Origin of the sequence: Sedimentitalea arenosa (assembly GCF_016428585.1) — a bacterium.
GTDB classification, from domain to species: Bacteria; Pseudomonadota; Alphaproteobacteria; order Rhodobacterales; family Rhodobacteraceae; genus Sedimentitalea; species Sedimentitalea arenosa.
In genome coordinates, this window is sequence record NZ_JAELVR010000004.1 from 296,918 (window position 1) to 316,758 (window position 19,841).

Annotated in this window: 19 protein-coding genes; 1 reads left to right on the forward strand and 18 read right to left on the reverse strand. The window is 64.5% G+C overall.

All coding sequences use genetic code 11. From position 1 onward, the window contains the following. Positions 1-10 precede the first annotated feature (10 nt). The 11 genes from JF290_RS07975 to JF290_RS08025 all read right to left on the reverse strand — a co-directional run bounded on the left by JF290_RS07975 (position 11) and on the right by JF290_RS08025 (position 12,459). A complete protein-coding gene (locus JF290_RS07975; protein WP_199024317.1) occupies positions 11-847 on the reverse strand; it encodes an alkaline phosphatase family protein in 837 nt (278 codons plus the stop codon). Between the two features lie 96 nt (positions 848-943). Further along, positions 944-1,891: an NAD(P)H-binding protein gene (locus JF290_RS07980; RefSeq protein ID WP_199024318.1), complete on the reverse strand. Its 948-nt coding sequence runs from the start codon at positions 1,889-1,891 to the stop codon at positions 944-946. Positions 1,892-1,996: 105 nt separating this feature from the next. Further along, complete coding sequence (locus tag JF290_RS07985) at positions 1,997-3,214, reverse strand: TsoY family (seleno)protein (protein ID WP_199024319.1); 1,218 nt, start codon at positions 3,212-3,214, stop codon at positions 1,997-1,999. 140 nt (positions 3,215-3,354) lie between these two features. Beyond that, positions 3,355-4,017 carry a VPLPA-CTERM sorting domain-containing protein gene (locus tag JF290_RS07990; protein WP_233155194.1) on the reverse strand — a complete coding sequence of 221 codons (663 nt, stop codon included), beginning with the start codon at positions 4,015-4,017 and terminating at the stop codon, positions 3,355-3,357. Between the two features lie 107 nt (positions 4,018-4,124). Next, the gene (locus tag JF290_RS07995; RefSeq protein WP_199024321.1) at positions 4,125-5,762 is read right to left on the reverse strand and encodes an ABC transporter ATP-binding protein; all 1,638 of its coding nucleotides are present in this window, start codon (positions 5,760-5,762) and stop codon (positions 4,125-4,127) included. After that, complete coding sequence (locus tag JF290_RS08000; protein WP_199024322.1) at positions 5,762-6,577, reverse strand: ABC transporter permease; 816 nt, start codon at positions 6,575-6,577, stop codon at positions 5,762-5,764. Before JF290_RS08000 ends, JF290_RS07995 begins: the two co-directional genes overlap by 1 nt. Before the next feature lie 115 nt (positions 6,578-6,692). Continuing rightward, a complete protein-coding gene (locus JF290_RS08005; protein ID WP_199024323.1) occupies positions 6,693-7,649 on the reverse strand; it encodes an ABC transporter permease in 957 nt (318 codons plus the stop codon). Beyond that, complete coding sequence (locus JF290_RS08010) at positions 7,649-9,244, reverse strand: ABC transporter substrate-binding protein (RefSeq protein WP_199024324.1); 1,596 nt, start codon at positions 9,242-9,244, stop codon at positions 7,649-7,651. Before JF290_RS08010 ends, JF290_RS08005 begins: the two co-directional genes overlap by 1 nt. 120 nt (positions 9,245-9,364) lie before the next feature. Next, complete coding sequence (locus JF290_RS08015; protein ID WP_199024325.1) at positions 9,365-11,338, reverse strand: CocE/NonD family hydrolase; 1,974 nt, start codon at positions 11,336-11,338, stop codon at positions 9,365-9,367. Positions 11,339-11,341: 3 nt separating this feature from the next. Beyond that, positions 11,342-11,779 (reverse strand): D-aminoacyl-tRNA deacylase, encoded by a 438-nt coding sequence (dtd, locus tag JF290_RS08020; protein ID WP_199024326.1) that lies wholly within the window; start codon positions 11,777-11,779, stop codon positions 11,342-11,344. After that, positions 11,779-12,459, reverse strand: a complete 681-nt coding sequence (locus JF290_RS08025) for a nitroreductase (protein WP_199024327.1) — start codon at positions 12,457-12,459, stop codon at positions 11,779-11,781. Before JF290_RS08025 ends, dtd begins: the two co-directional genes overlap by 1 nt. Before the next feature lie 147 nt (positions 12,460-12,606). On the opposite strand from JF290_RS08025, the gene JF290_RS08030 reads away from it, so the two are divergent. Beyond that, on the forward strand, positions 12,607-13,026 hold the full coding sequence (locus tag JF290_RS08030) for an Hsp20/alpha crystallin family protein (protein ID WP_199024328.1): 420 nt from the start codon (positions 12,607-12,609) through the stop codon (positions 13,024-13,026). A gap of 39 nt (positions 13,027-13,065) precedes the next feature. Here the strand turns inward: JF290_RS08030 and JF290_RS08035 are convergent, their stop codons facing one another. The 7 genes from JF290_RS08035 to JF290_RS08065 all read right to left on the reverse strand — a co-directional run bounded on the left by JF290_RS08035 (position 13,066) and on the right by JF290_RS08065 (position 19,827). Further along, entirely contained in the window at positions 13,066-14,181 is a 1,116-nt protein-coding gene (locus tag JF290_RS08035) for a TFIIB-type zinc finger domain-containing protein (RefSeq protein ID WP_199024329.1), read from the reverse strand. Beyond that, a complete protein-coding gene (locus tag JF290_RS08040; protein WP_199024330.1) occupies positions 14,168-14,599 on the reverse strand; it encodes a hypothetical protein in 432 nt (143 codons plus the stop codon). Before JF290_RS08040 ends, JF290_RS08035 begins: the two co-directional genes overlap by 14 nt. 4 nt (positions 14,600-14,603) lie before the next feature. Then, on the reverse strand, positions 14,604-15,707 hold the full coding sequence (locus JF290_RS08045; protein WP_199024331.1) for an SPFH domain-containing protein: 1,104 nt from the start codon (positions 15,705-15,707) through the stop codon (positions 14,604-14,606). Positions 15,708-15,732: 25 nt separating this feature from the next. Beyond that, positions 15,733-16,698, reverse strand: a complete 966-nt coding sequence (locus JF290_RS08050; RefSeq protein WP_425503931.1) for a DUF2927 domain-containing protein — start codon at positions 16,696-16,698, stop codon at positions 15,733-15,735. An 8-nt stretch (positions 16,699-16,706) separates the two neighbouring features. After that, positions 16,707-17,897: a toxic anion resistance protein gene (locus JF290_RS08055; protein WP_199024332.1), complete on the reverse strand. Its 1,191-nt coding sequence runs from the start codon at positions 17,895-17,897 to the stop codon at positions 16,707-16,709. Between the two features lie 19 nt (positions 17,898-17,916). Next, positions 17,917-18,807 carry a 5-bromo-4-chloroindolyl phosphate hydrolysis family protein gene (locus tag JF290_RS08060; RefSeq protein WP_199024333.1) on the reverse strand — a complete coding sequence of 297 codons (891 nt, stop codon included), beginning with the start codon at positions 18,805-18,807 and terminating at the stop codon, positions 17,917-17,919. 201 nt (positions 18,808-19,008) lie between these two features. After that, a complete protein-coding gene (locus JF290_RS08065) occupies positions 19,009-19,827 on the reverse strand; it encodes a pseudouridine synthase (RefSeq protein ID WP_199024334.1) in 819 nt (272 codons plus the stop codon). Between the last annotated feature and the right edge of the window lie 14 nt (positions 19,828-19,841).

Consider the following 19,841-nt stretch of genomic DNA (forward strand, 5'->3'; position numbering starts at 1 on the left):
CTTCCGACGGTCAGCTCAGGAACGGGCTGGCCGTCATCGATTCGGGCGCCGGTGCGCCGAGCCGGGACAGGATCGTGGGGGCCAGTTGCAACTGGTCGATCACGGTGCCTTCGGGCGGGCCTTCAGCGGGACCGAAGTAGTAGAGCGCAGTGTCCTGCTGCAAAGCGCCACGTCCGCCGTGATGGCCGCGTTCGTCCTGGCCGTGATCGGCGGTAATGATCAATTCGTAACCGGCAGCCAGCCATTGCGGAATGAAGGGAGCGAGCATCTCGTCCATCACCCCGCAGGCGTGATCCATTTCGGCGCAGTCGTGGAAGAAGCGGTGGCCCATGCTGTCCAGCGTGCAGGTATGCAGCATGCCGTAGTCCAGACCATAGCGTTTACAGAGGCTCGTCAGCGTGGCGAATAGATCGACGTCGCTGGGGGTCATCTGGTTGGAATGGCCATACGCGGTCATCGTATGGAAGCGACCGTGGTTGATGCTGTCGCTGTCGGGCTCGTCATACTCGATATCGCGCACGAAATCGAACGGGTGACGGTTGAAGAACTCGCTCCAGAAGGAATGCGCAACGGCCCCTGTCACTCCGCCCGCGGCACGCACCTGGCCGAAGACATCAGGCTGGGACAGGCGGAACACGTTGCCGTTACCGGTGCAGCCATGCACCTGCGGCGAAACGCCCGTGTGGATCGAGGCATAACAACTGGCCGAGATCGACGGCAGCACGGCGCGATGGGTCCAGACGCGGGCGTCTCCCGACTCCACCCAGCCTTCGAGATTGCCGAACAGGCGGCGAAAATTGCGCTCGGGCACGCCGTCAAGTATGATGAGGAGGAGCTTGGTCTGCATGTGGGAATCCTTGCATCTTTTCGGCTTGATTTGTGTACCTTGCGGCGCCCATGGGCAACGGATAATCGCCCTCTTCCGACCCACGGTGCGCCGCTGTCAGAACACCGCGTGATCGCCGCGCGGCGCATCGGCATGGCCCGCTACGAGGCGGGCGTAGAAGTCGAACAGATGCTCGGTGCCGGTTTCGGGCGTGGCGTCGGCATCGTAGCGCCTCGCGGCGGGATCCCAGAGCAGCATGGACTCCGTGGCGTAATAGCGCCCGATGGCGGCGAACTCGGCCCTCGCGGCGAGCGGGGGCAGGACACGCCCGCCAAGGCGCAGCGCGGTTTCGATGCTGGCGAGCAGGTTGAGGGGGACTCGGCGGTACCGCGGCGGTTTGCCGAGCAGTCGAAAGAGTTCCGCGCCCATCTCCCTGGGGGTGACGGCGGGGCCGGGTCCGCCAATCGGCAGAATGCGGTTGGCGCGGGATCGATCGGTCACGCAGTCCGCGATGTATCGGCCCAGATCGCCATCACTGATCGGCTTGCAGGCGGTCCTCGTGCCGTCGCCGAACATGAGATAGGGTTTGCCCTCGCGCAGCCGGTCAAGCTGCCCGCAGACCGATTTGAAAAAGGCGGTGGGCCGGACGATGGACCATGTCAGACCCGAGTCTGCGAGCGCGGTTTCGAAAGCGCGCTTTTCGTGCTGGAAGGCAAGGCGGGGCTTCTGCAAGCAGATGGCCGAAAGCAGGACGAAACACTCGACATTTGCCTGTTTCGCAGCGGCGAGGATAGCGAGATGAGCGTCACGGTCGATCATTCGGGCGTCAGCGGGATCGCCGGTGCGCGAGGCGAGGCACGAGACGACGCAATCATAGGACTTTTGGGCGAAAGCTGTCGCCAACTGCGCCGGGTTGGTTACCGCTCCAGGGTGAAACCGGACACCGTCTATGGCGGGATCGCTTCGGCCATAGCAGGTGACATCGTGGCCTGCGTCGCGCAAAGCGCGCGTTGTCGCGTGCCCGGCGGTGCCTGTGGAGCCGAAAACCAGAACGCGCGCTGCCATGTCTCTTCCCCCTGTGCCGCATCACTGTGTGCAGCGTGGGCCGCTTGCGCAAGCGAAAGGGGCCGCGTTTCGGCGCGGGCCCTTGTCGAGGAAGATTGGCGAGGCTCACTCGGCGGGGATCGCGGCTCCCGGATGGTCCGGACGGCCGAAATGCTGCTTGTTCAACCGCAGAACGAGACCGATCATCAACAGTTGTGCAGCGATGGCGAGCGCGGTGAGCGACCAGTAGCCGGCTCCGAACTTTGCGATCACGCCGGCAGTGACAAGGCCCTTGTTGATGAAGAAGTGCAGCATGACCGACAGGGCGACGCCGGGGCAGACCAGTGCGTAGGAGCCGGCGGACCGCTCGGACCCGAACACGAAGCTGTCGAAATAGCGCTGTCGCAGCAGCACGGTGGCGCCGAGCAAGAGGAACAATACCTGCACCGCGAGCAGGCGCGCCAGGAAGATCATCGTCTCGCCGGGGGCGTCATGCACGCTGAAAGCGGTGTGCAGGCCGTGATCCTGGCGCAGGAAGAGGATGCCGAGAACCGTGGTCAAAGGCACGATGATCATCAGCGTCGGGCCCGATTCCCGCGCCGTGCCGTGTTGCAGCATCGCGGCGATGCCGGTGATCGCGGCAATCACCGCGTAGAGCACAGCGGCGATACCGAAGAAGGTGGAGAGCACAAGGGAAACACCGACAACCAAGGTTTGACCGCTCATCGCGGCGGGTGCAGAGAGACCGACGCCGACCATCGACAATGCGAACGCAGGCAGCAGTTGTGCAAAAGAGTTGTGCGCAGTCATGTCGAAGGCGCCGCCCTGCGACAGGACGCGGCCGAGGAAGTCGCCGATCAGCGACAGCGCCCAGACCCCGATCAGGACGAAGGCCACCAGCGCCATCGGGAAGAGGTATTCGACGATGCTCCACAATCCCGGTACGAAGACCAGCCCGACAATGAACAGCGCGTTGACGGTCATTGCCATCGCGAGCGGCGCGGCGAGCAGCGTGGTTTCGCCGTTGGAACTGCGCAGCGCCTTGTAAGCGTCCGTTTGGCGGAATCGGGCCAGTGCGGCGAGGTTCCAACCCAACGATTTGAGGTTGAGGGCCGCGAAGAAGGCAATACCGATCCAGGCTGCGATGATCGCGGCCTGCATGGTGGGTCCGCCGCTGGCGAAGGCGGCAAGGATGTCCTCGAAGACCGGAACCGGGCGACCCGGGTGGGGCACCCAGAACATCAGGTACATGAAGAAGGTGACGGTCAGCCCTCCAGCGCCGAGGGAGGCCAGAAAGTAGAGCGGTGAATAGGCGGACTGGGCCTGGGATGCATGATGTGACACGGTCGGCTCCTTTTGAATTCAAATATTGGAATACATAAAGCATTCAAAAAAACGAATGTAAAGGGTCGAGTTGACGCAGCAGAACGAAAAAGGCCCGGCGACACGCCGGGCCCTCAAGACGATGTGAGTCTAATGTGTAGTCAGCCGCGCGCGCGCCGGCGCTTCATCAAGCCGAATGCGGCGAGGCCGCCGACAAGCAGCGGCAGGCCGGCCGGCAGCGGAACAGGGGCGACCGCTCCGGCAACGAGCTTGTCGCCCGTCACCGTCACGTAGTCGATCCGGAAACCTCTATTGGCGGCATCAACATCTGTCCAGAAAAGAAGGTTGAACTTGCCGTTAGCGGCACCGGTCAGCGTGATGGTTTCGGTGGACCAGGCTTCTGGGGACCAGTGTGCATCGCCATCGACACCGCCTTTAAATGCCTGAGTCCAGGCGGACGTGTCGTCGATGGCCGGCGCGGCGACGGACGTCCATGACAAGAAGAGACTGTCGCTCGCTGTGTTGCTGCTGTTGGTCCGCCAGTTGAAGGAGACAGTAACATTTTCGTATCCGGTGGCATCGATCACCATGCTCGAGGCCGCAGCATCTGGGTTGCCATCGCGAACGTCCCGAAGACGCAGCATGCCGTTGTTGACGAAAACGTCATTGGGCGCGCGTTCCAACTCGCTCCAGCCGCCACCGACGCTTTTGCTGTCGGGACGGTCAAAATCGTCGCTGAAAAGGGTTGCTGCTGCGGCCGAACTCGCGGCAAAGGCGAGGGCCACGGCGACGCAGGCAGGTTTCATAACGGCGAGCATTGTCATCGCAGATGGCTCCATACTGGTTAAAAACACAAAAACTAATCTAAATTACCCTTAAAACCCGCAGGGTTCAAGGACTATCAGGGTTAACACGGCAGGGTGACCCGGCGTCAGTGTCCGGCGCTTTCCATCTTGCGATGATCGATCACCTCTTCAAGCCAGCCTATCTTCATCTCGGGAACCGAGGACAGCAGAAGGTCGGTGTAATCATCGAAGGGCGGGCTGAGCACTTCGGATTTGGAGCCGTAGCGTTGCACCTTTCCCTGGTACATCACGGCGATCGAATCCGCGATGGCGCGCACCGTGGCCAGGTCGTGTGTGATGAAGAGATAGGCGACATCCTCTATTTTCTGCAGCTGGAGCAGTAGTTTCAGGATCCCGTCGGCGACCAGCGGATCGAGTGCCGACGTGACCTCGTCACAGATGATCATCTTCGGTTTGGCGGCCAGCGCCCTGGCGATGCAGACACGTTGTTTCTGTCCACCTGACAACTCAGCCGGATAGCGGTCCTGAAAGCCATCTCCCAGTTCGATCTCGTCCAGCAGCTCCTGGATGCGCCGCTGCTTTTCGCGCCCCTTGAGCCCGAAATAGAACTCCAGCGGTCGCCCGATGATGGTTCCGACAGTTTGGCGCGGATTCATCGCCGTGTCGGCCATCTGGTAAATCATCTGCAACTCGCGCAGATCCTCGTAGCTGCGCCCGCCGAGGTCGGGCGACAGTGTGCGCCCGGCAAAGTCGATCTGCCCGTCGCGCGGAGGCAGGAGGCCGGTGATCACGCGGGCAAGGGTCGACTTGCCCGATCCGCTTTCGCCCACAACGGCGAGGGTCTGGCCCGGGTGCAGATCGACGGTGACGTCGTGCAACACGTCGAACGGGGTGCCGGGATAGCGCGCGGTGATCCCGCGCACGCTGAGCAGCGGTTCGGGTGTCGGTTGTTTCTCCTCGTGCTTGATCGATCGCACAGATACCAGCGCCTGGGTGTATTCCTCCTGCGGCGTGTTGATGATCTGGTCGGTGGTTCCGTATTCGACCATGTCGCCCATCTTGAGCACCATGATGTGATCGGAGACCTGCGCCACCACAGCGAGGTCATGGGTGATATAGAGTGCTGCGACCCCGGTGTCGCGGATTGCGTCCTTGATCGCCGCCAGAACGTCGATCTGGGTGGTCACGTCCAGCGCCGTCGTCGGTTCGTCGAACACAACGAGGTCGGGTTCGGGGCAAAGCGCCAATGCGGTCATGCAGCGCTGCAACTGTCCGCCCGAGACCTGGTGCGGATAGCGGTTGCCGATGTTTTCGGGATCCGGCAGCCCCAGCTTGGCGAACAGCGCGACTGCACGCGCTTCAGCGTCTTTTCGCGAGAACTTGTTGTGGCGGATCGCGGCCTCGGTCACCTGCTCCATGATCTTCTTGGCGGGGTTGAAGGACGCCGCGGCTGATTGGCTGACATAGGTCACTTCACCGCCGCGCAGGTGGCGCACATCGCGAAGACCGGATTTCAGGATGTCGCGCCCGTTGACCCAGACCTCGCCGCCGGTGATTTCGACGCCGCCACGGCCATAGGCCATGGTGGCGAGGCCGATCGTCGATTTCCCGGCGCCGGACTCGCCGATCAGGCCCAGCACCTCGCCCTTCTGCAGATCGAAATCGACCCCGTGGACGATCTCGATCGGATGCGGCTTTTCGCCTGGCGGATAGACCGTCGCGCCGATCTTGAGATTGCGGACCTTGACGAGCGGATCGGACATCAGCCGCGCCCTCCTTTCAGGCTTGTGGTGCGGTTCAGCACCCAGTCGGCCACCAGGTTGACCGAGATCGCCAGCGTGGCGATGGCAAACGCCGGGATCAGGGCCGCGGGGATGCCGTAAACGATGCCTTCCTTGTTCTCTTTGACGATCCCGCCCCAATCCGCCTGGGGTGGCTGGACGCCAAGACCGAGGAACGAGAGGGTGGATACGAACAGCACCGCGAAGATGAACCGCAGGCCCATCTCGGCGACCAGAGGTGACAGCGCGTTGGGCAGGATTTCGCGGAAGATGATCCAGGCTGTCTTTTCGCCGCGCAGGCGGGCCGCTTCGACATAGTCCATCACGGTGATGTCGACGGCGACGGCGCGGGCGAGACGATAGACGCGGGTGGAGTCGAGCAGGCCCATGACGATGATCAGCACCGGGATCGTCACCGGCATGACCGACAGGACGACCAGCGCGAAAATCAGCGAGGGGATCGACATCATGAGGTCCACGAAGCGGCTGAGAACCTGGTCGATCCAGCCGCCGGAGACCGCCGCAATGAAGCCGAGCACCGAGCCTGTAACGAAGCTCAGAATGGTTGCCATCGTGGCGATGAAGATCGTCGTGCGCCCACCATAGATCATCCTGCTGAGCAGGTCGCGCCCGATGCTGTCGGTGCCCAGCAGAAACTGCTCGGAGGACGGCTCCCACACGTCGCCGACCACTTCGGCCATTCCATAGGGGGCCAGCAACGGCGCGAAGATCGCCATCAGAAAATAGAGCGACGTGAAGAACAGGCCGATCAGTGCGGAGATGGGGATGTTTTTCATGCGGGCGCCTCCGGTTTGCTGGGGGCGTCGTGTTTTGCCGAGACCGGGGGACCGCCGGCGCTTCCGTGCGGCGGGACTGCGTAGTCGTGCGGCATGAGTCCGTTCTGCGAAAACCTCATTTCGGGTGCCTCAGCCTCGGGTTGGTCAGGATCGACACGATGTCGGCGATCATGTTGAGACCGATATAGACGGCGGCGAAAATCAGACCGCAGGCTTGCACCACAGGCACGTCGCGTTTGGACACGTGATCGACAAGATACTGGCCCATGCCCGGATAGACGAAGACCACCTCGATCACCACGACGCCGACCACGAGGTACGCGAGGTTCAGCATGACCACATTGACGATCGGGGCGATGGCGTTGGGAAAGGCGTGCTTGCGGATCACGTCGAATCGGCTGAGTCCCTTGAGCTCGGCTGTTTCGATATAGGCGGATTGCATCACGTTCAGGATCGCGGCGCGGGTCATGCGCATCATGTGGGCCAGCACGACCAGAGTCAGCACCATGACGGGAAGCGCGATGGCGTTCAGTTTCTGGCCCAGCGTCATGCTGTCGTTGATCATCGCGACCGACGGAAACCAGCCGAGCTTGACCGAGACGAAATACATCAGCACGTAGCCGATCAGGAATTCGGGGATCGAAATCGACGCCAGCGTTACGCCGGAAATCAGCTTGTCGGGCCAGCGGTCGCGGTAGCGCACGGCCAGCAGGCCGAGGAAGATCGCCAGCGGCACCGCGATGACGGCAGCCCAGAAAGCGAGAAAGAGAGTGTTCCAGAAGCGAGTGCCGAGGCTTTCGGCGATGTCGCGCCCGTTGGTCAGCGCGGTCCCCAGATCACCCTGCAGCACGCCGCCGAGCCAGGTGAAGTAGCGCGTCACCGCCGGCTCGTTCATGCCCAGTTCCTCGCGCAGGTTCGCGAGCGCCTCAGGCGTGGCGGATTGACCGAGAATGGACTGTGCCACGTCTCCCGGCAGGATCGTCGTTCCTGCGAAGATCAGGATCGACGCGAAGAACAGAAGCAGCAGGCCCAGCGACAGTCGCTGGGCCACGAGTTTCAGGACCGGGTGCATCAGGCCGTCTTGAGCCAGCACTTCACCGCGGCTTGGTTGCTCATCATTTCGCCGTTGGGATCGTCGATCCAGCCGCCAAGGTCGTTGGAGACGCCGTTCACGAAGTCGTTGAACATCGGCAGGATCAGGCCGCCCTCGTCGCGCAGCATCATGCCCATCTTGGAATAGATATCCTTGCGCTTGGCGTCGTCGAGTTCGGCGCGGGCCTGCAGCAGCATGGCGTCGAAATCGTCGCGCTTCCAGCGGGTGTCGTTCCAGTCCGCGGTCGACAGGTAGGCCGTGGCATACATCTGGTCCTGCACCGGGCGTCCGCCCCAGTAGGAGGCGCAGAAGGGCTGCTTGTTCCAGACTTCCGACCAGTAGCCGTCATTGGGTTCGCGCTTGATCTCGAGTGGGATGCCCGCGGCCTGTGCGGTCTGCTGGAACAGTGCCGAGGCGTCCACGGCGCCGGGGAACGCGCCATCGGCGGTACGCAGGATGATCGGGCTGCCGTCATGGCCGGATTTCTTGTAGTGCTCGGCGGCCTTTTCGATCGAATGCTCGCGCTGCGGGATGGTGTCGTCGAACAGCGGATAGGACGCGTTGATCGGGAAGTCGTTGCCGATGCTGCCATAACCGCGGAGGATCTTGTCGACCATCTCTTCCCGGTTGATCGCGTATTTCAGCGCGAGGCGCAGTTCGTTCATGTCGAACGGCGGCGTGTCGATATGCATGATGAAGACATAGTGGCCGCGCCCCGAGGAACTGCGCACCGCCAGGTTGGGCGCGCGATCCAGCAGGCTTGCGACCTTGGGGTCGACCCGGTTGATCGCGTGCACCTGACCCGACTGCAGCGCCGCCGTGCGGGCGGTGGCGTCGTTCAGCACCAGCTGCTCCACCTCGGCCGCCCAGCCGCGGTTGTCGGCGTCCCAGTAGTCGTCGCGACGCTTGAAGCCGTGCCGCACGCCGGGCTCGTCCACCTCGAGCGTGTAGGGGCCGGTCCCGATGGCGGCGCCGGGATCGTCCATGCCGCCGCCGGGCTGGATGATCAGGTGATAGTCGGCCATCAGGTAGGGCAGGTCGGCGTTCGGGGTCTCCAGTTCGACGATGAAATTGTCGCCGTCGATCTTCATGTCCGCGATTCCGCGCATGATGCCGAGCGCACCGGACTGGCTGTCCTCGTTCGAGTGGCGCTGCATCGTCATCAGAACGTCTTCGGGCGTCATGTCCTTTCCGTTCGAGAACGGGATTCCCTTGCGGACCTTGAAGGCCCATGTCTTGGCGTCCGCCGACGCTTCGACGCTTTCGGCCATGCGGAATTCGATCTGGCCTTCGGGATCGACCTCGACCAGCGTCTCACCCCAGCAGTAGAGGTTGTTGAGCGGCACTTCCGACGCGGTCAGCGCCGGGTCCTGGGTGTTGGTGCTCTCGCCGCCCGAGCTGCCGATCTTGATGGTGCCGCCCCGTTTCGGAGTCTCCGCGCGGGCCGCGTCTGCAAAGATGGTGCTGGCCACGGCGGCGCTGACGCCGAGGGCCGCGGCCTTACCCATGAATTCGCGCCGGCTCATGCGGCCCGCAGTCACTCGGCTGGCCATGTAGGTCAGTTGATCGTTCATAGAATGTCTCCCGGTTGTCTCTGAAGCGCTTTCAGCGCCGTTTTTCTTGATTGATGGGTCAAGGTTTGCGTATTTCCGCCGACCCCGCAAGGGGCAATGTCCGACATTCCCGCGCAAAGCTCAGAGGTTGTCGCGGGGAATGCGCTCGCTCAGGTTGCGTTCGTGCACCACTTCGTCGTTCTCGAGCGCGGTGATCCGCGCGCTCAGGTGGAAGTGGGTCGCATCCGACCACATCTCGCAGAGTGTCTCTGTGCGCAGCCGGAGCCCGTCGCGTTCCAGCTCGTCCGTCCAGTGACATGCCCCGCGGGCCGAGAGCGGATCGTCGGGGTGGATGCTCCAGCGCTCGCGCGCCACCGATCCCGCGATCAGACCATGATCCGCATCCTCGACCTTGCCAAAATCGTCCTCGATCACCAGGTGGACCTGCCCGGTGACCTGATCGGTCTCGCGGCGGCGCACATGCGCCTCGGGGCGGAGTTCGCGGGTTTGCCACGGGGCGTCCGCATCCGGCGGTGGAAAACTCCAATCGGGCGTCGCGGTCACGTCGCAGAGCGGCAGATCGACCGATCCGCCAGTCAGGGTCAGGGTGGCGGCGCCGGGCGCGGGCCAGATCAGTGGCCAATAGGCGGTCGAGATCGCTACCCGCAGCCGATGTCCCGCCGGCACCTTGTAGGCGATGTGATCGAGTTGCAGGGCGATGTCGCAAGGCTGGCCCGGAACGAGGGGCGCCGGTTCTGCTGCGCCACCGCGATGGCTGAGGTTCAGTACACCATAGGTAATCCGCGTGCTGGCCCCGTCGGGGTGCACATGACAGAGTCGTACGGCGATCTGTGCCTGCGTCTTGTCCGAGGCCAACCGGAGCCGCAGGCGCGGAGCGCCGGCGATGGCCATGTCCGCGTCAAGCGGCGCGCTGTCGAAACAGGCCGACAGAGCATCGTCGCGGCGCTGATCGCCCGGCATCTCTGGGCCAAGCCAGATGGCGCAGTATTCGCCAGACTCGGCACCGCAATCCGCCGGCGAGCAGACGTTGCGTGTCAACGCGCCGCCGCTCGGAGCGAGCCCCGTGTCTGTCAGGTGCAGCCGTTCGGGGCGGGTGACGGGATCGGCCAGCCAGCGTCCGGGCCGGGTTTCATACCAGCGCGCAGGCCGCACGCCGTCCATCAGGTAGCTGCGCAGGTCGGGGTCGGAGTCGACGCCGGTGTCGGCCCCCTTGAGCCAGCGGTCCCACCAGCGCAATGCCTCCTGCAGAAACCCGATGCGCGGCTCGGGCACGGCGAAATGCGGGTACTTGTGAACCCAGGGGCCGATGATGCCCTTGCTGCCGGGGATGTTCTCCACGATCTGCGGCACCGCGTTCTTGTAGGCGTCGCCCCAGCCTCCGATCGCCAGCACCTTTGCCTTGATCGCGGCATACTCCTCGCAGACGGACCCGTGCCGCCAATAGGCGTCCCGGCGCTGGTGGCGCAGCCATGTCGCGGGCAGAAAGGGTTCGTTTTCAAGACGCTCCAGCCACATCCTTCGCCAGTCGGGGCGCAAGGCCGGGTCGGGCGCGCGGGACGAATAGCTCCACATCGTCGCGCCCCAGCCGAGGTTCTCGTTCAGGAGGCCGCCGCCCTTGTAGTGGATGTCGTCGGCGAAACGGTCCACCGTCGAACAGAGCGTGATGATCGCTTTCAGGGGGTCGGGCGCGAGCGCCGCGACCTGAAGCGAGTTGAAGCCGCCCCAGCTGATTCCCATCATGCCGACGGTGCCCGAACACCAGGGCTGCGTGGCGAGCCAGTTCACCACCTCGACCGCGTCGGAAAGCTCCTGTTCGGTGTATTCGTCGGTCATCAGCCCGTCGCTGTCGCCGTTGCCGCGGATGTCGACGCGGATGCAGGCATAGCCGCGCCGGGCAAACCAGGGATGGGTCAGCGCGTCGCGCGCGCAAGTGCCGTCGCGCTTGCGGTAGGGCAGGTATTCGAGGATTGCCGGCACCGGGTCGTCGGCCGCGTCGACCGGGCGCCAGACACGGGCCGACAGGCGGCAACCATCGGCCAGCGGGATGACCATGTCGGGCAGTTCTTCGATCTCGCGCAAGGTGTTCGTCTGCATCTCTCAGGTCTCCATCCAGATGGTCACCGGACCGTCATTGATCAGCGCCACGGCCATGTCGGCGCCGAACCGGCCCTTGGCCACGTCGATGCCCTGCGCGGCGAGATCGGCGGCGAAGAGGTCGTAGAGCGGCTCGCCCTCGTCGGGCGCGGCGGCGGTTGAGAACCCGGGGCGGTTGCCGCGCGACGTGTCGGCCGCCAGTGTGAACTGGCTGACCACCAGCGCCGCGCCGCCATTGTCAGCCAGCGACCGGTTCATCTTGCCGGCCTCGTCCTTGAAGATGCGCAGCTTGGGAATCTTCGCGGCGAGCTTTCTGGCCTCGGCCTCTGTGTCGCCCTGCATGGCGCAGACCAGGATCAGAAGGCCGGGGCCGATCCGCCCGATTACCACGCTCTCAACGGTGACGCTCGCCTCGGCGACTCTCTGGATCAGCGCGCGCATCAGGCCTCTCCCCGCCAGTCGACGATCTCGGCCAGATCGGCGCGGTCGGTGCGGAAGGCATTGGCCGGGTTGTCGGGATCGGCGCGGCCGAACGAGATCGCGCAGAGGATCAGGCGGTCTTCGGGGATGCCGAAGTAACGGTGCAGGAAGGGGCCGTATGAGGCCACCGCCGCCTGCGCGATCGAAGCTACGCCCTGCGCTTGCGCGGCGAGCGTGAAGGCGGTGACGAACCCGCCGCAATCCATCGCGCCGTAGGGGCCGAGATCGGCGGGGCTCGAGATGATGGCGCAATGCGGCGCGTCGAACAGATCGAAATTGCGCATCATCTGGCGGGCCGAGCCGGCGCGGTCGCCTTTTTCTATCCCGACCGCGTCATAGAGTTGAAAACCGCAGGCACGTCGGCGGTCTTGATAGATGCCGGTATAGCGCTTGGGCCATTCCATGTCGGGGTTTGGGGCCGTGCTTTCGGCCTCGGCGCGCAAGGCGACGCGGAACCGGTCGGTCTCGTCTCCGCTGGTCAGGGTCACCTGCCAGGGCTGCGCGTTGCACCAGCTCGGCACGCGCCGGGCGGTGGCGATGATGTTCTCGATGGTGGCGCGTGGCACCGGATCCGGCCGGAAGGCGCGGCAGGAGTGGCGCTGCGCGAAAAGCGCATCGAGATCGGCATGGGAGAGTGTCATGGCAGAGTCCTGCTGGTTTCGGGCGCAGGATGGCGGCAGGCGGCCGGAACCGCAAGGCCGGGATCGTGGTTGAATTTGACCGGGATCAAGGTTGACATTCCGGCTTTGGAATACGGTTTTCGCAGGAAACAAGAAGGAGGACCAACGATGGTGGAAAAGACCGAACACACCGGCCTCTGGCCGTCGCTTTACGATCCGTTCCGCGCCATGGGCGCAAGGATTGCCGACTGGCTGTCGCCCGCGACCGAAGCATCGGGCGGAACCGACAGCTATGACATCACGATGGAACTGCCAGGTGTGTCCGAAGACGATATCGACCTGTCGGTCGAGGACGGCGTGGTCACGATCCGGGGCGAGAAGAAGACCGAAACCGAGAAGAAGGGAGACACCTGGTATTTCTCGGAGCGCCAGTATGGCGCGTTCCGCCGGTCGTTCCGGCTGCCCGCGGACGCGGACGGCGCAAAGGCAAGCGCGAGCATGAAGGACGGCGTATTGCATGTGAGCGTGCCGAAACTCGCACCCGAAGCGACGAACAAGGCACAGCGGATCAAGATCGCGAAGGGCTGACCCTGAGCCACTCCACGGGGTAACTAGGCGGCGGCGGCCCTATTGCTGGGTCGCCGTCAGATACCCGATTCCGGCCGCCAGCAGCAGACCGAAGATCACGGCAATGGCGATCTTGACCGGTGACCAGGGACGTTGGCCCTGCACCCGTCCAGTCTGCCCGTTGACGACGAACCGATAGCTCTGCCCCTTGTATTTGTAAGCGGCGAGCCAGATCGGCAGCAGGATATGCTTGAAGGTCACGCCGCGCACGTCGCTGTCGATGGCGCTGATGCGTTGCTGATCGCCGCCGATATCGAAGCGCACGTCGCGTTCGATGACACGGGCCATGTAGGCACGGGCTTCCTGGTATCCTTCCTTGAGATCGACAGTATAGGCCTCGGCGCGGAACCCGGCGAGGTATTGCGGCTGGTAGGGCTCGAGCGCCGAGAGGTCCCAGGGCGGCAGCGCATCCGTGTGAGACTTGGGCAGGCTGCGCGAGGCCAGCACCAGCACGTCGTCAAAAGCCCGCGCGACGCGGCCCGAAACCGGGGTCCAGCGGATGTTGGCGACACGTTGCTGCACGCGCTTGCCGTTCTGCACCACGGTGCGCGTGGTGTAGTAGATCGTGCCGCGCTGGCCGGAGTAGCGCGACGTGGTGGCGGCGTCGTAGGTCCAGTAGGGGACATAAATGCCCTGCATTCGTCGCCCCTTGCGCGCGTATTCCTTGAGCCCGGAAGGCGCGAACCAGAGCCTGCCCAGCCAGTCGGTCATCGCGGCGTGGGCGCTGCGTTCGTCCAGTTGGAACGGCAGCACGCCGCGCGGCTTGATATGGCGGTTGGTGCCGGTGTCGGTGACCACGGGTGTCGCGCAGAACGGGCATTCGGCGGCATGGGTCGCCGGATCGAATTCGACCTGCGCGGCGCAATTGGGGCAGGTGAGAACGCGGGTTTCCTCGATCTCGGTGTCGGGAAGGGCGAGCGCGACACCGGCGTTGAAATCCTGCTCGGTCAGGCGCGCGCCGCCCCAGGGGCCGGCGTTGATCGCTTCGGTGTGGCCGCAATGGTCGCAGACCAGCTGGCCCTGCGCCGGATCGAAACGGTAGTCTGCACCGCATTGCTCGCAGGGAAAACGATGTTCGGTCGGCGCGGTCGCGGTCTTGGAGTCAGAGGAAGTCATGGATGATCCGGGGTGTCATGTTGCGCAGCGCGCCGTCGTTCAGCACCGTGTGCCGCCACATGTGGAAGATTCCGTGCAGCAGCCCGGCGCCCAGCGTCACGAGAAACAGCGTACGGACCGATCCCGAAAGCGGATCGGGTTCCGCGCTCCAGAGCGCGGCAGCGGCGAGACCGAGCAGCGCGAGAAGCAGCGCATGCGCCGGCACGAACAAGCGCCGCAGCGCCCCGGTCAGCGCGGGGCCAGGGCGGCCCGACAGGCCGAAGAGCAACGTGCCGCTGGCCCAGAGGCCGACCGCGAGGCTGAACGCGACGCGAAGGGGCAGGCTGTTGCCTGCAACCAGCGTGGCGATCAGCGCGCCGAACGCGGTCCAGTGCAGCAGCTTGACGGTGGAGCGCCAGATCGACCGGGCCGTTGCCACTACGTCACGCGCCCGGTGGTGGAGGTGGCAGAACGGTGAAGAGTTGGGCCAGTTCCTGTACGTCTTCGGCACGTAGCCAGCCATCCTGGCCGGCAGTCCAGACATAGGTGTCGCGCGTGACGCTGCCCTCGGCGGCCATCCGGCCGAGCGTCGCCTTGGAGAACGGGCCGCGCGTCTCGCCCGCGTCGACGATGTGCCAGACATGCTCGACGGGTGGTGGCGGCGGCGCGGCGGCGGGACGGCTGCCCCATGGCCCCTGCTGCTGGCTCATCTGATTTGCCATCGCCATGCCCATACCGGCCCCGAGCCCGGCCGCCATGCCCCCGCCCGACGGGTTGCTGGCGGCCGAGGTCATCGCCTCGGCGGCGGAATACTGGGTGAACTTGCCCAAGTCTCCCGCCAGCCCCGCCGATGTGCGCTTGTCGAGTGCCGCTTCGACCGCCGGAGGAAGCGAGATGTTCTCGATGTAGAGCTCGGGGATGGTGAGCCCGTATTCCTGCAAGGTGGGAGAGATCGCGGTGGCGACCAGCTTGCCGAGGTCGGAGGTGTTGGCAGCCATGTCCAGAACCGGAATGCCCGAGGAGGCGATGACACGGGAAAATTCCTGAACGATGACGTTGCGGATCTGGAAGCTGATCTCGTCCATGGTGAACTCGCCGTCCGTGCCGACGATTTCGGTCATGAACTTCGCGGGATCCGTCACGCGGACCGCGTAGGTGCCGAAGGCGCGGATGCGCACCGGGCCGAATTCCGGATCACGGCAGATGATCGGGTTCTTGGTGCCCCATTTCAGGTCGGTGAACCGGGTCGTGTTGACGAAGTAGATTTCCGAGACAAAGGGGCTCTTGAAGCCGTGATCCCAATGATTGAGCGTCGTGAGGATCGGCATGTTGTTGGTTTCGAGCATGTAGAGTCCGGGCGTGAACACATCGGCCAACTGGCCCTCGTGCACGAAGACGGCGGATTGGCCCTCGCGCACGGTCAACTTGGCGCCGTACTTGATCGCGTGGCCTTCGCGCTCGAACCGCCAGACCATCGTGTCGCGGGTGTCGTCGACCCAGTGGATCACGTCGATGAATTCACCGGTCAGAAAGTCGAAGATTCCCATGTCAGGTTCCTTTCGTTGCGTCGTCTCAGAGCGGTTGGCCCATCAGGTCGCGGGCGATGATGCGGGCCACCGGGCGGGCTTCGTCCGCGGTCATGCCGAGTTTCAGGCGCGGATCATAGAGCATCTTGAGCAGAAGCTCGTCCTGGTTGGTCAGCAGTGCGAATTCGTCGTCGTCGTTGAAGATCGAGGGGCGCGCGGAGGGGCTGTCATTGGGCAGGCCGAGCCCCTGGGCCATTTCTTCGTGAATGCAGGACTGGCGCACGAGGTCGGGATGCTCGGCGCGGATCAGAGCGATGGCGCGGGTGTACTGATAGGGTGTTCTGCTTCCCGACACGGCGACGACGAGGCAGTAGAACGAGCGCGGCAGGTTGCCGAAGAGATCGAGCTCGGTCGGACTGATGCTGGGGATCAGCTGCACAAGCCGCTCTTGCAGGAAGGCGCTGTCGTCCTCTCCCACCACGAAGACGTGGAAGTTGCCATTGCGGGCGACGCTGGTGATCGGATGGTCCGTGATCGCCGCCAGGCGCTTGCCATAGGCGTCGATCCGCGCGGCGTCGATGGCGCGCCGCTCCTGCGGGACGCTGGCGCCGAATTCGGTTTGGACGCGCACCGGTCCGTTCCAGCGGCTGAGCCGCCCGCTGCCGCCGTTGTTGCGGGCGCTGACACCCGACCCGGTGGTGTATTCGTCGTAAAAGGCGATGGTTTCGAAGTTGCGTGCCAGATCGTCGGCCGAAAACGGCGTGTCCGGTCCGCCGCCATCGGTGCGCAGCAGACCGCGCGTCAGCAGGTCGTTCTGGACACGGGTATAGTACCTGGCCAGGTCGCGGCTGGCTGCGGAGGGTTCCACCGGGACAACGGCGGGCGGCCGCAACGAGGCGGGGCGGGCTTGCGGCGTCGGCGAGGTCTTGACGCCCATTTCCTCGCAGCCGACCAGCGCAAGCGCCGCAGCCAGCGTCAGTGCCGCCGCACGAAAAGGCAGATTGGCACGCACAATCCGTCCTAGCCCGGAACCGCGCCGCTGGCCGTGTCGCCCAGGCCGTCCTTGCGGGCCTTGGCGCTGGCCAGGGTGTCGCGCAGCTCGGCCTCCATCTTCTGCAACTCCTCCTCGGCGGCGGCGCGCCGCGCCTTGCCCTCGTCGGCGATCGCGAGGCTTTCGTTGATCGTGCCGATCAGATCCTCGTTGGCCTTCTTGACGGCCTCGATGTCGAACACGCCACGTTCCATCTCCTGGCGGATGACCTTGTTGCTGTCGCGCAGGTTCTTTGCATTGGAGGTCAGCAATTCGTTGGTCAGATCATTGGCCTCGCGCACGGCGCCGGCGGCTTCGGCGCTGCGCTGGATGGTGACGGCCTGCGCCAACTGGGTTTCCCAGAGCGGCACCGTGTTGACCAAGGTCGAGTTGATCTTGGTCACCAGGCTCTTGTCGTTCTCCTGCACAAGCCGGATCGAGGGCAGGGACTGCATCGTCACCTGACGGGTCAGCTTGAGGTCGTGCACCCGGCGCTCGAGGTCGTCGCGGGCGGCGCGCAGGTCGCGCAGTTCCTGCGCCGCCATCACCTGGTCGGCCTCGGGCGCGGCCTTGACCGCGGCTTCCTTCTCGGGGATGGCGGTACCGTCGAGTTCGGCCATCTTGGCCTCGCCGGCGGCGATGTAGAGCGCCAGCTCGTCATAGAAATTCAGCGTCTTGTCATAGAGGATGTCCAGCGATTTGATATCCTTGAGCAGCGTGTGCTCGTGACCCAGCAGGTTGTCGGTGATCCGGTCGATCTGACCCTGCACCTCCTCGTACTTGGCGGTGAACTTGGCGAAGGGCGCGGCCTTGCCCAACAGTTTTTCCCACCAGCTGCGCTCGCGGCGCACGTCAAGCTCGCTGACCGAAAAGCCCCGGATCGTGGTGACGATGTCGCGCAGGCTGTCGCCGGCGGGTCCGACATCCTTGTTTCGCACATCCGCCAGCATCGCCTGGCTGATCTCCTGCAATTCGGCCTGCGCGGCCGATCCGAAGGCGACGATCGAATTGCTGTCGTTCATGTCGATCTCGCCCATCCGCTTGCGGATTTCCGCGCTGACGGGCGCGTCGGCCTTCTCGAGCGGCACGATATCGGACGCCGGTTCGGGCAGCACCACGCCCGTGACCTCCTGGACCTTGGTCACGGTTTCTTCGGCCTTCTTGCGGACGTTGTCGGACATGGGTGTCTTCCTTGTGTTGCTACGTGTCCAGCCGAACACCTTCGCGCTGCAGACGATCGCGCAGCACGTCGATTTCGACCGTCAGGTCGGTGTGGTCGTTCAGCAGCATCCTGCGGCTGCGGGCGGCGAAATTCTGTTCGAGATCGTCCAGGAGCGCGGCGTAATCGGCGCGCGCCTGCGGATCGCGGCTGCGTGCGTAGACATCGGCGAACTTGATCGTCGCGTCGCGCGCGCCCTGCAAGTAGACGGTCAGGTATTTTCGGGCCGAGGCGAGGTCGCGGGGATCTTCCTCGACCGTGCGGAACAACTCGCGGGCGGTAACCTGGAACGCCTTGACCCGGTCCTCCATCTGCCGGTCGCCCGCGCGGGCGATCGCGTCGGACATCTCGCGCAGATGCGCTTCGCCTTCGTCGATGACGCGCGCGACCCGATCCTGCTGGAACTTGTCGATGCCCTCCATCCCCTTGTTCCTGAGCGGATCAAAGCCAAAGGACAGGCTGTGCAGGCCCATCGCCGCCACACCGTAGAGGATCGGAGCGACAAGGCCAGGTTCGGTCTTGTAGGCTGCAACGGCGATGCCGAGGCCGGTCATCACGCTGGCCGCCATCTTGCGCGGAAAGGCGGGGCGGCGTGCGACCTTGCGCGCGTCATATGCGGCCTCGGCCCGCAGGCCTTCGCGCAGCAGGAAAGCCGCAAACGTCAGGATCGCAGCCGAGACAAGGCCGAGCGTCAGGCCCACCGCACCATCGTTGAGCGCCATGAAGACCATGACGACCGGCGGGATGAAGAGGACGTTGGCGCGCGCTCCGACAGGATCGACACGGGCACCGTCATACGCGCCACGCGGGGATGGATCGCTTTCGGATGTGGCGCCATCGGGGCTGTATTTTCCGCCAAAGCGTTTTGCCATGGCGTCAGAGGCCTCCCAGCCAGCCGGTGCAGACCCCGAACATCAGAACGATCAGAGCCGCATAGGCGGTTTTCTGGATACCATTTGGCGACACGCCAACCCCCTGACTTTACCCGAACAAAACCCAATCTAATGCATGGATGATGGGCTTGCTAGGGGGAACAGGACCGCAATCGGGCGCAAAACCGCCCGCGCCGGCGTTCATTTCGTGCGTTTCGGGCCACCTCGGGGCGGGGCAGGGCGACGCGGTCTGGCCTTGGGCTTGGCCTCGCCGGTGGTGTCGCCGATCTCCAGCCCGAGCTGGTCGCGCAGCACCTTGCGGCGGATTTCCTCGACCGATCCCGGCTTCAGAGTGCCCAGCTGGAACGGTCCATAGGAGATGCGGATCAGCCGGTTGACCGTGAAGCCGACATCCTCGATCGCACGGCGGATCTCGCGGTTGCGCCCCTCGCGGATGGCGATGGTCAGCCAGGCATTCGCGCCCTGCTGCCGGTCGAGAGTCACGATCATCGGCTGGAAGCGCTCGCCCTCGATCACCAGTCCCTGGCGCAACGGCGCGAAATCCTCGTCCTTGGGCCGCCCGTTGATGCGCACCCGGTATTTCCGCAGCCACCCGGTGCTCGGCAATTCCAGTTTGCGCTTGATCGCCCCGTCATTGGTCAGCAGCAGCAGGCCTTCGGAATTGATGTCGAGCCGTCCGACGCTCATCACGCGGGGCATGTCCTCGGGCAGATCGTCGAAGATGGTCGGTCGGCCTTTCTCGTCGCGCGCGGTCGTCACCAACCCCGGCGGCTTGTGGAAGAGCCACATGCGAGGGGGTTCTGGTTCTGCCAACGGTTTGCCGTCGACCGTGATGCGATCCTTGTCGGTCACGTTCAGCGCAGGGCTGTCGATGCGTGCACCGTTCACTGCGACGCGGCCCGCAGCGATCATCCGTTCGGCCTCGCGGCGCGAGGCGACGCCCGCTCGGGCGAGAATCTTGGCGATGCGCTCGCCGGGGGGCGGGGTCTTGTCCGTCATGCAGCGCGCTTAGA

Bases quoted from the DNA above. Each gene is read 5' to 3' on its own strand.
- JF290_RS08045 (WP_199024331.1), bottom strand. From the start codon at position 15,707: ATGGGAATCTTCGACTTTCTGACCGGTGAATTCATCGACGTGATCCAC.
- JF290_RS07975 (WP_199024317.1), bottom strand. From the start codon at position 847: ATGCAGACCAAGCTCCTCCTCATCATACTTGACGGCGTGCCCGAGCGC.
- JF290_RS07995 (WP_199024321.1), bottom strand. From the start codon at position 5,762: ATGTCCGATCCGCTCGTCAAGGTCCGCAATCTCAAGATCGGCGCGACG.
- JF290_RS07980 (WP_199024318.1), bottom strand. From the start codon at position 1,891: ATGGCAGCGCGCGTTCTGGTTTTCGGCTCCACAGGCACCGCCGGGCAC.
- dtd (WP_199024326.1), bottom strand. From the start codon at position 11,779: ATGCGCGCGCTGATCCAGAGAGTCGCCGAGGCGAGCGTCACCGTTGAG.
- JF290_RS08065 (WP_199024334.1), bottom strand. From the start codon at position 19,827: ATGACGGACAAGACCCCGCCCCCCGGCGAGCGCATCGCCAAGATTCTC.
- JF290_RS08060 (WP_199024333.1), bottom strand. From the start codon at position 18,807: ATGGCAAAACGCTTTGGCGGAAAATACAGCCCCGATGGCGCCACATCC.
- JF290_RS08000 (WP_199024322.1), bottom strand. From the start codon at position 6,577: ATGAAAAACATCCCCATCTCCGCACTGATCGGCCTGTTCTTCACGTCG.
- JF290_RS07990 (WP_233155194.1), bottom strand. From the start codon at position 4,017: ATGACAATGCTCGCCGTTATGAAACCTGCCTGCGTCGCCGTGGCCCTC.
- JF290_RS08005 (WP_199024323.1), bottom strand. From the start codon at position 7,649: ATGCACCCGGTCCTGAAACTCGTGGCCCAGCGACTGTCGCTGGGCCTG.
- JF290_RS08025 (WP_199024327.1), bottom strand. From the start codon at position 12,459: ATGACACTCTCCCATGCCGATCTCGATGCGCTTTTCGCGCAGCGCCAC.
- JF290_RS08035 (WP_199024329.1), bottom strand. From the start codon at position 14,181: ATGACTTCCTCTGACTCCAAGACCGCGACCGCGCCGACCGAACATCGT.
- JF290_RS08015 (WP_199024325.1), bottom strand. From the start codon at position 11,338: ATGCAGACGAACACCTTGCGCGAGATCGAAGAACTGCCCGACATGGTC.
- JF290_RS08010 (WP_199024324.1), bottom strand. From the start codon at position 9,244: ATGAACGATCAACTGACCTACATGGCCAGCCGAGTGACTGCGGGCCGC.
- JF290_RS08055 (WP_199024332.1), bottom strand. From the start codon at position 17,897: ATGTCCGACAACGTCCGCAAGAAGGCCGAAGAAACCGTGACCAAGGTC.
- JF290_RS08030 (WP_199024328.1), top strand. From the start codon at position 12,607: ATGGTGGAAAAGACCGAACACACCGGCCTCTGGCCGTCGCTTTACGAT.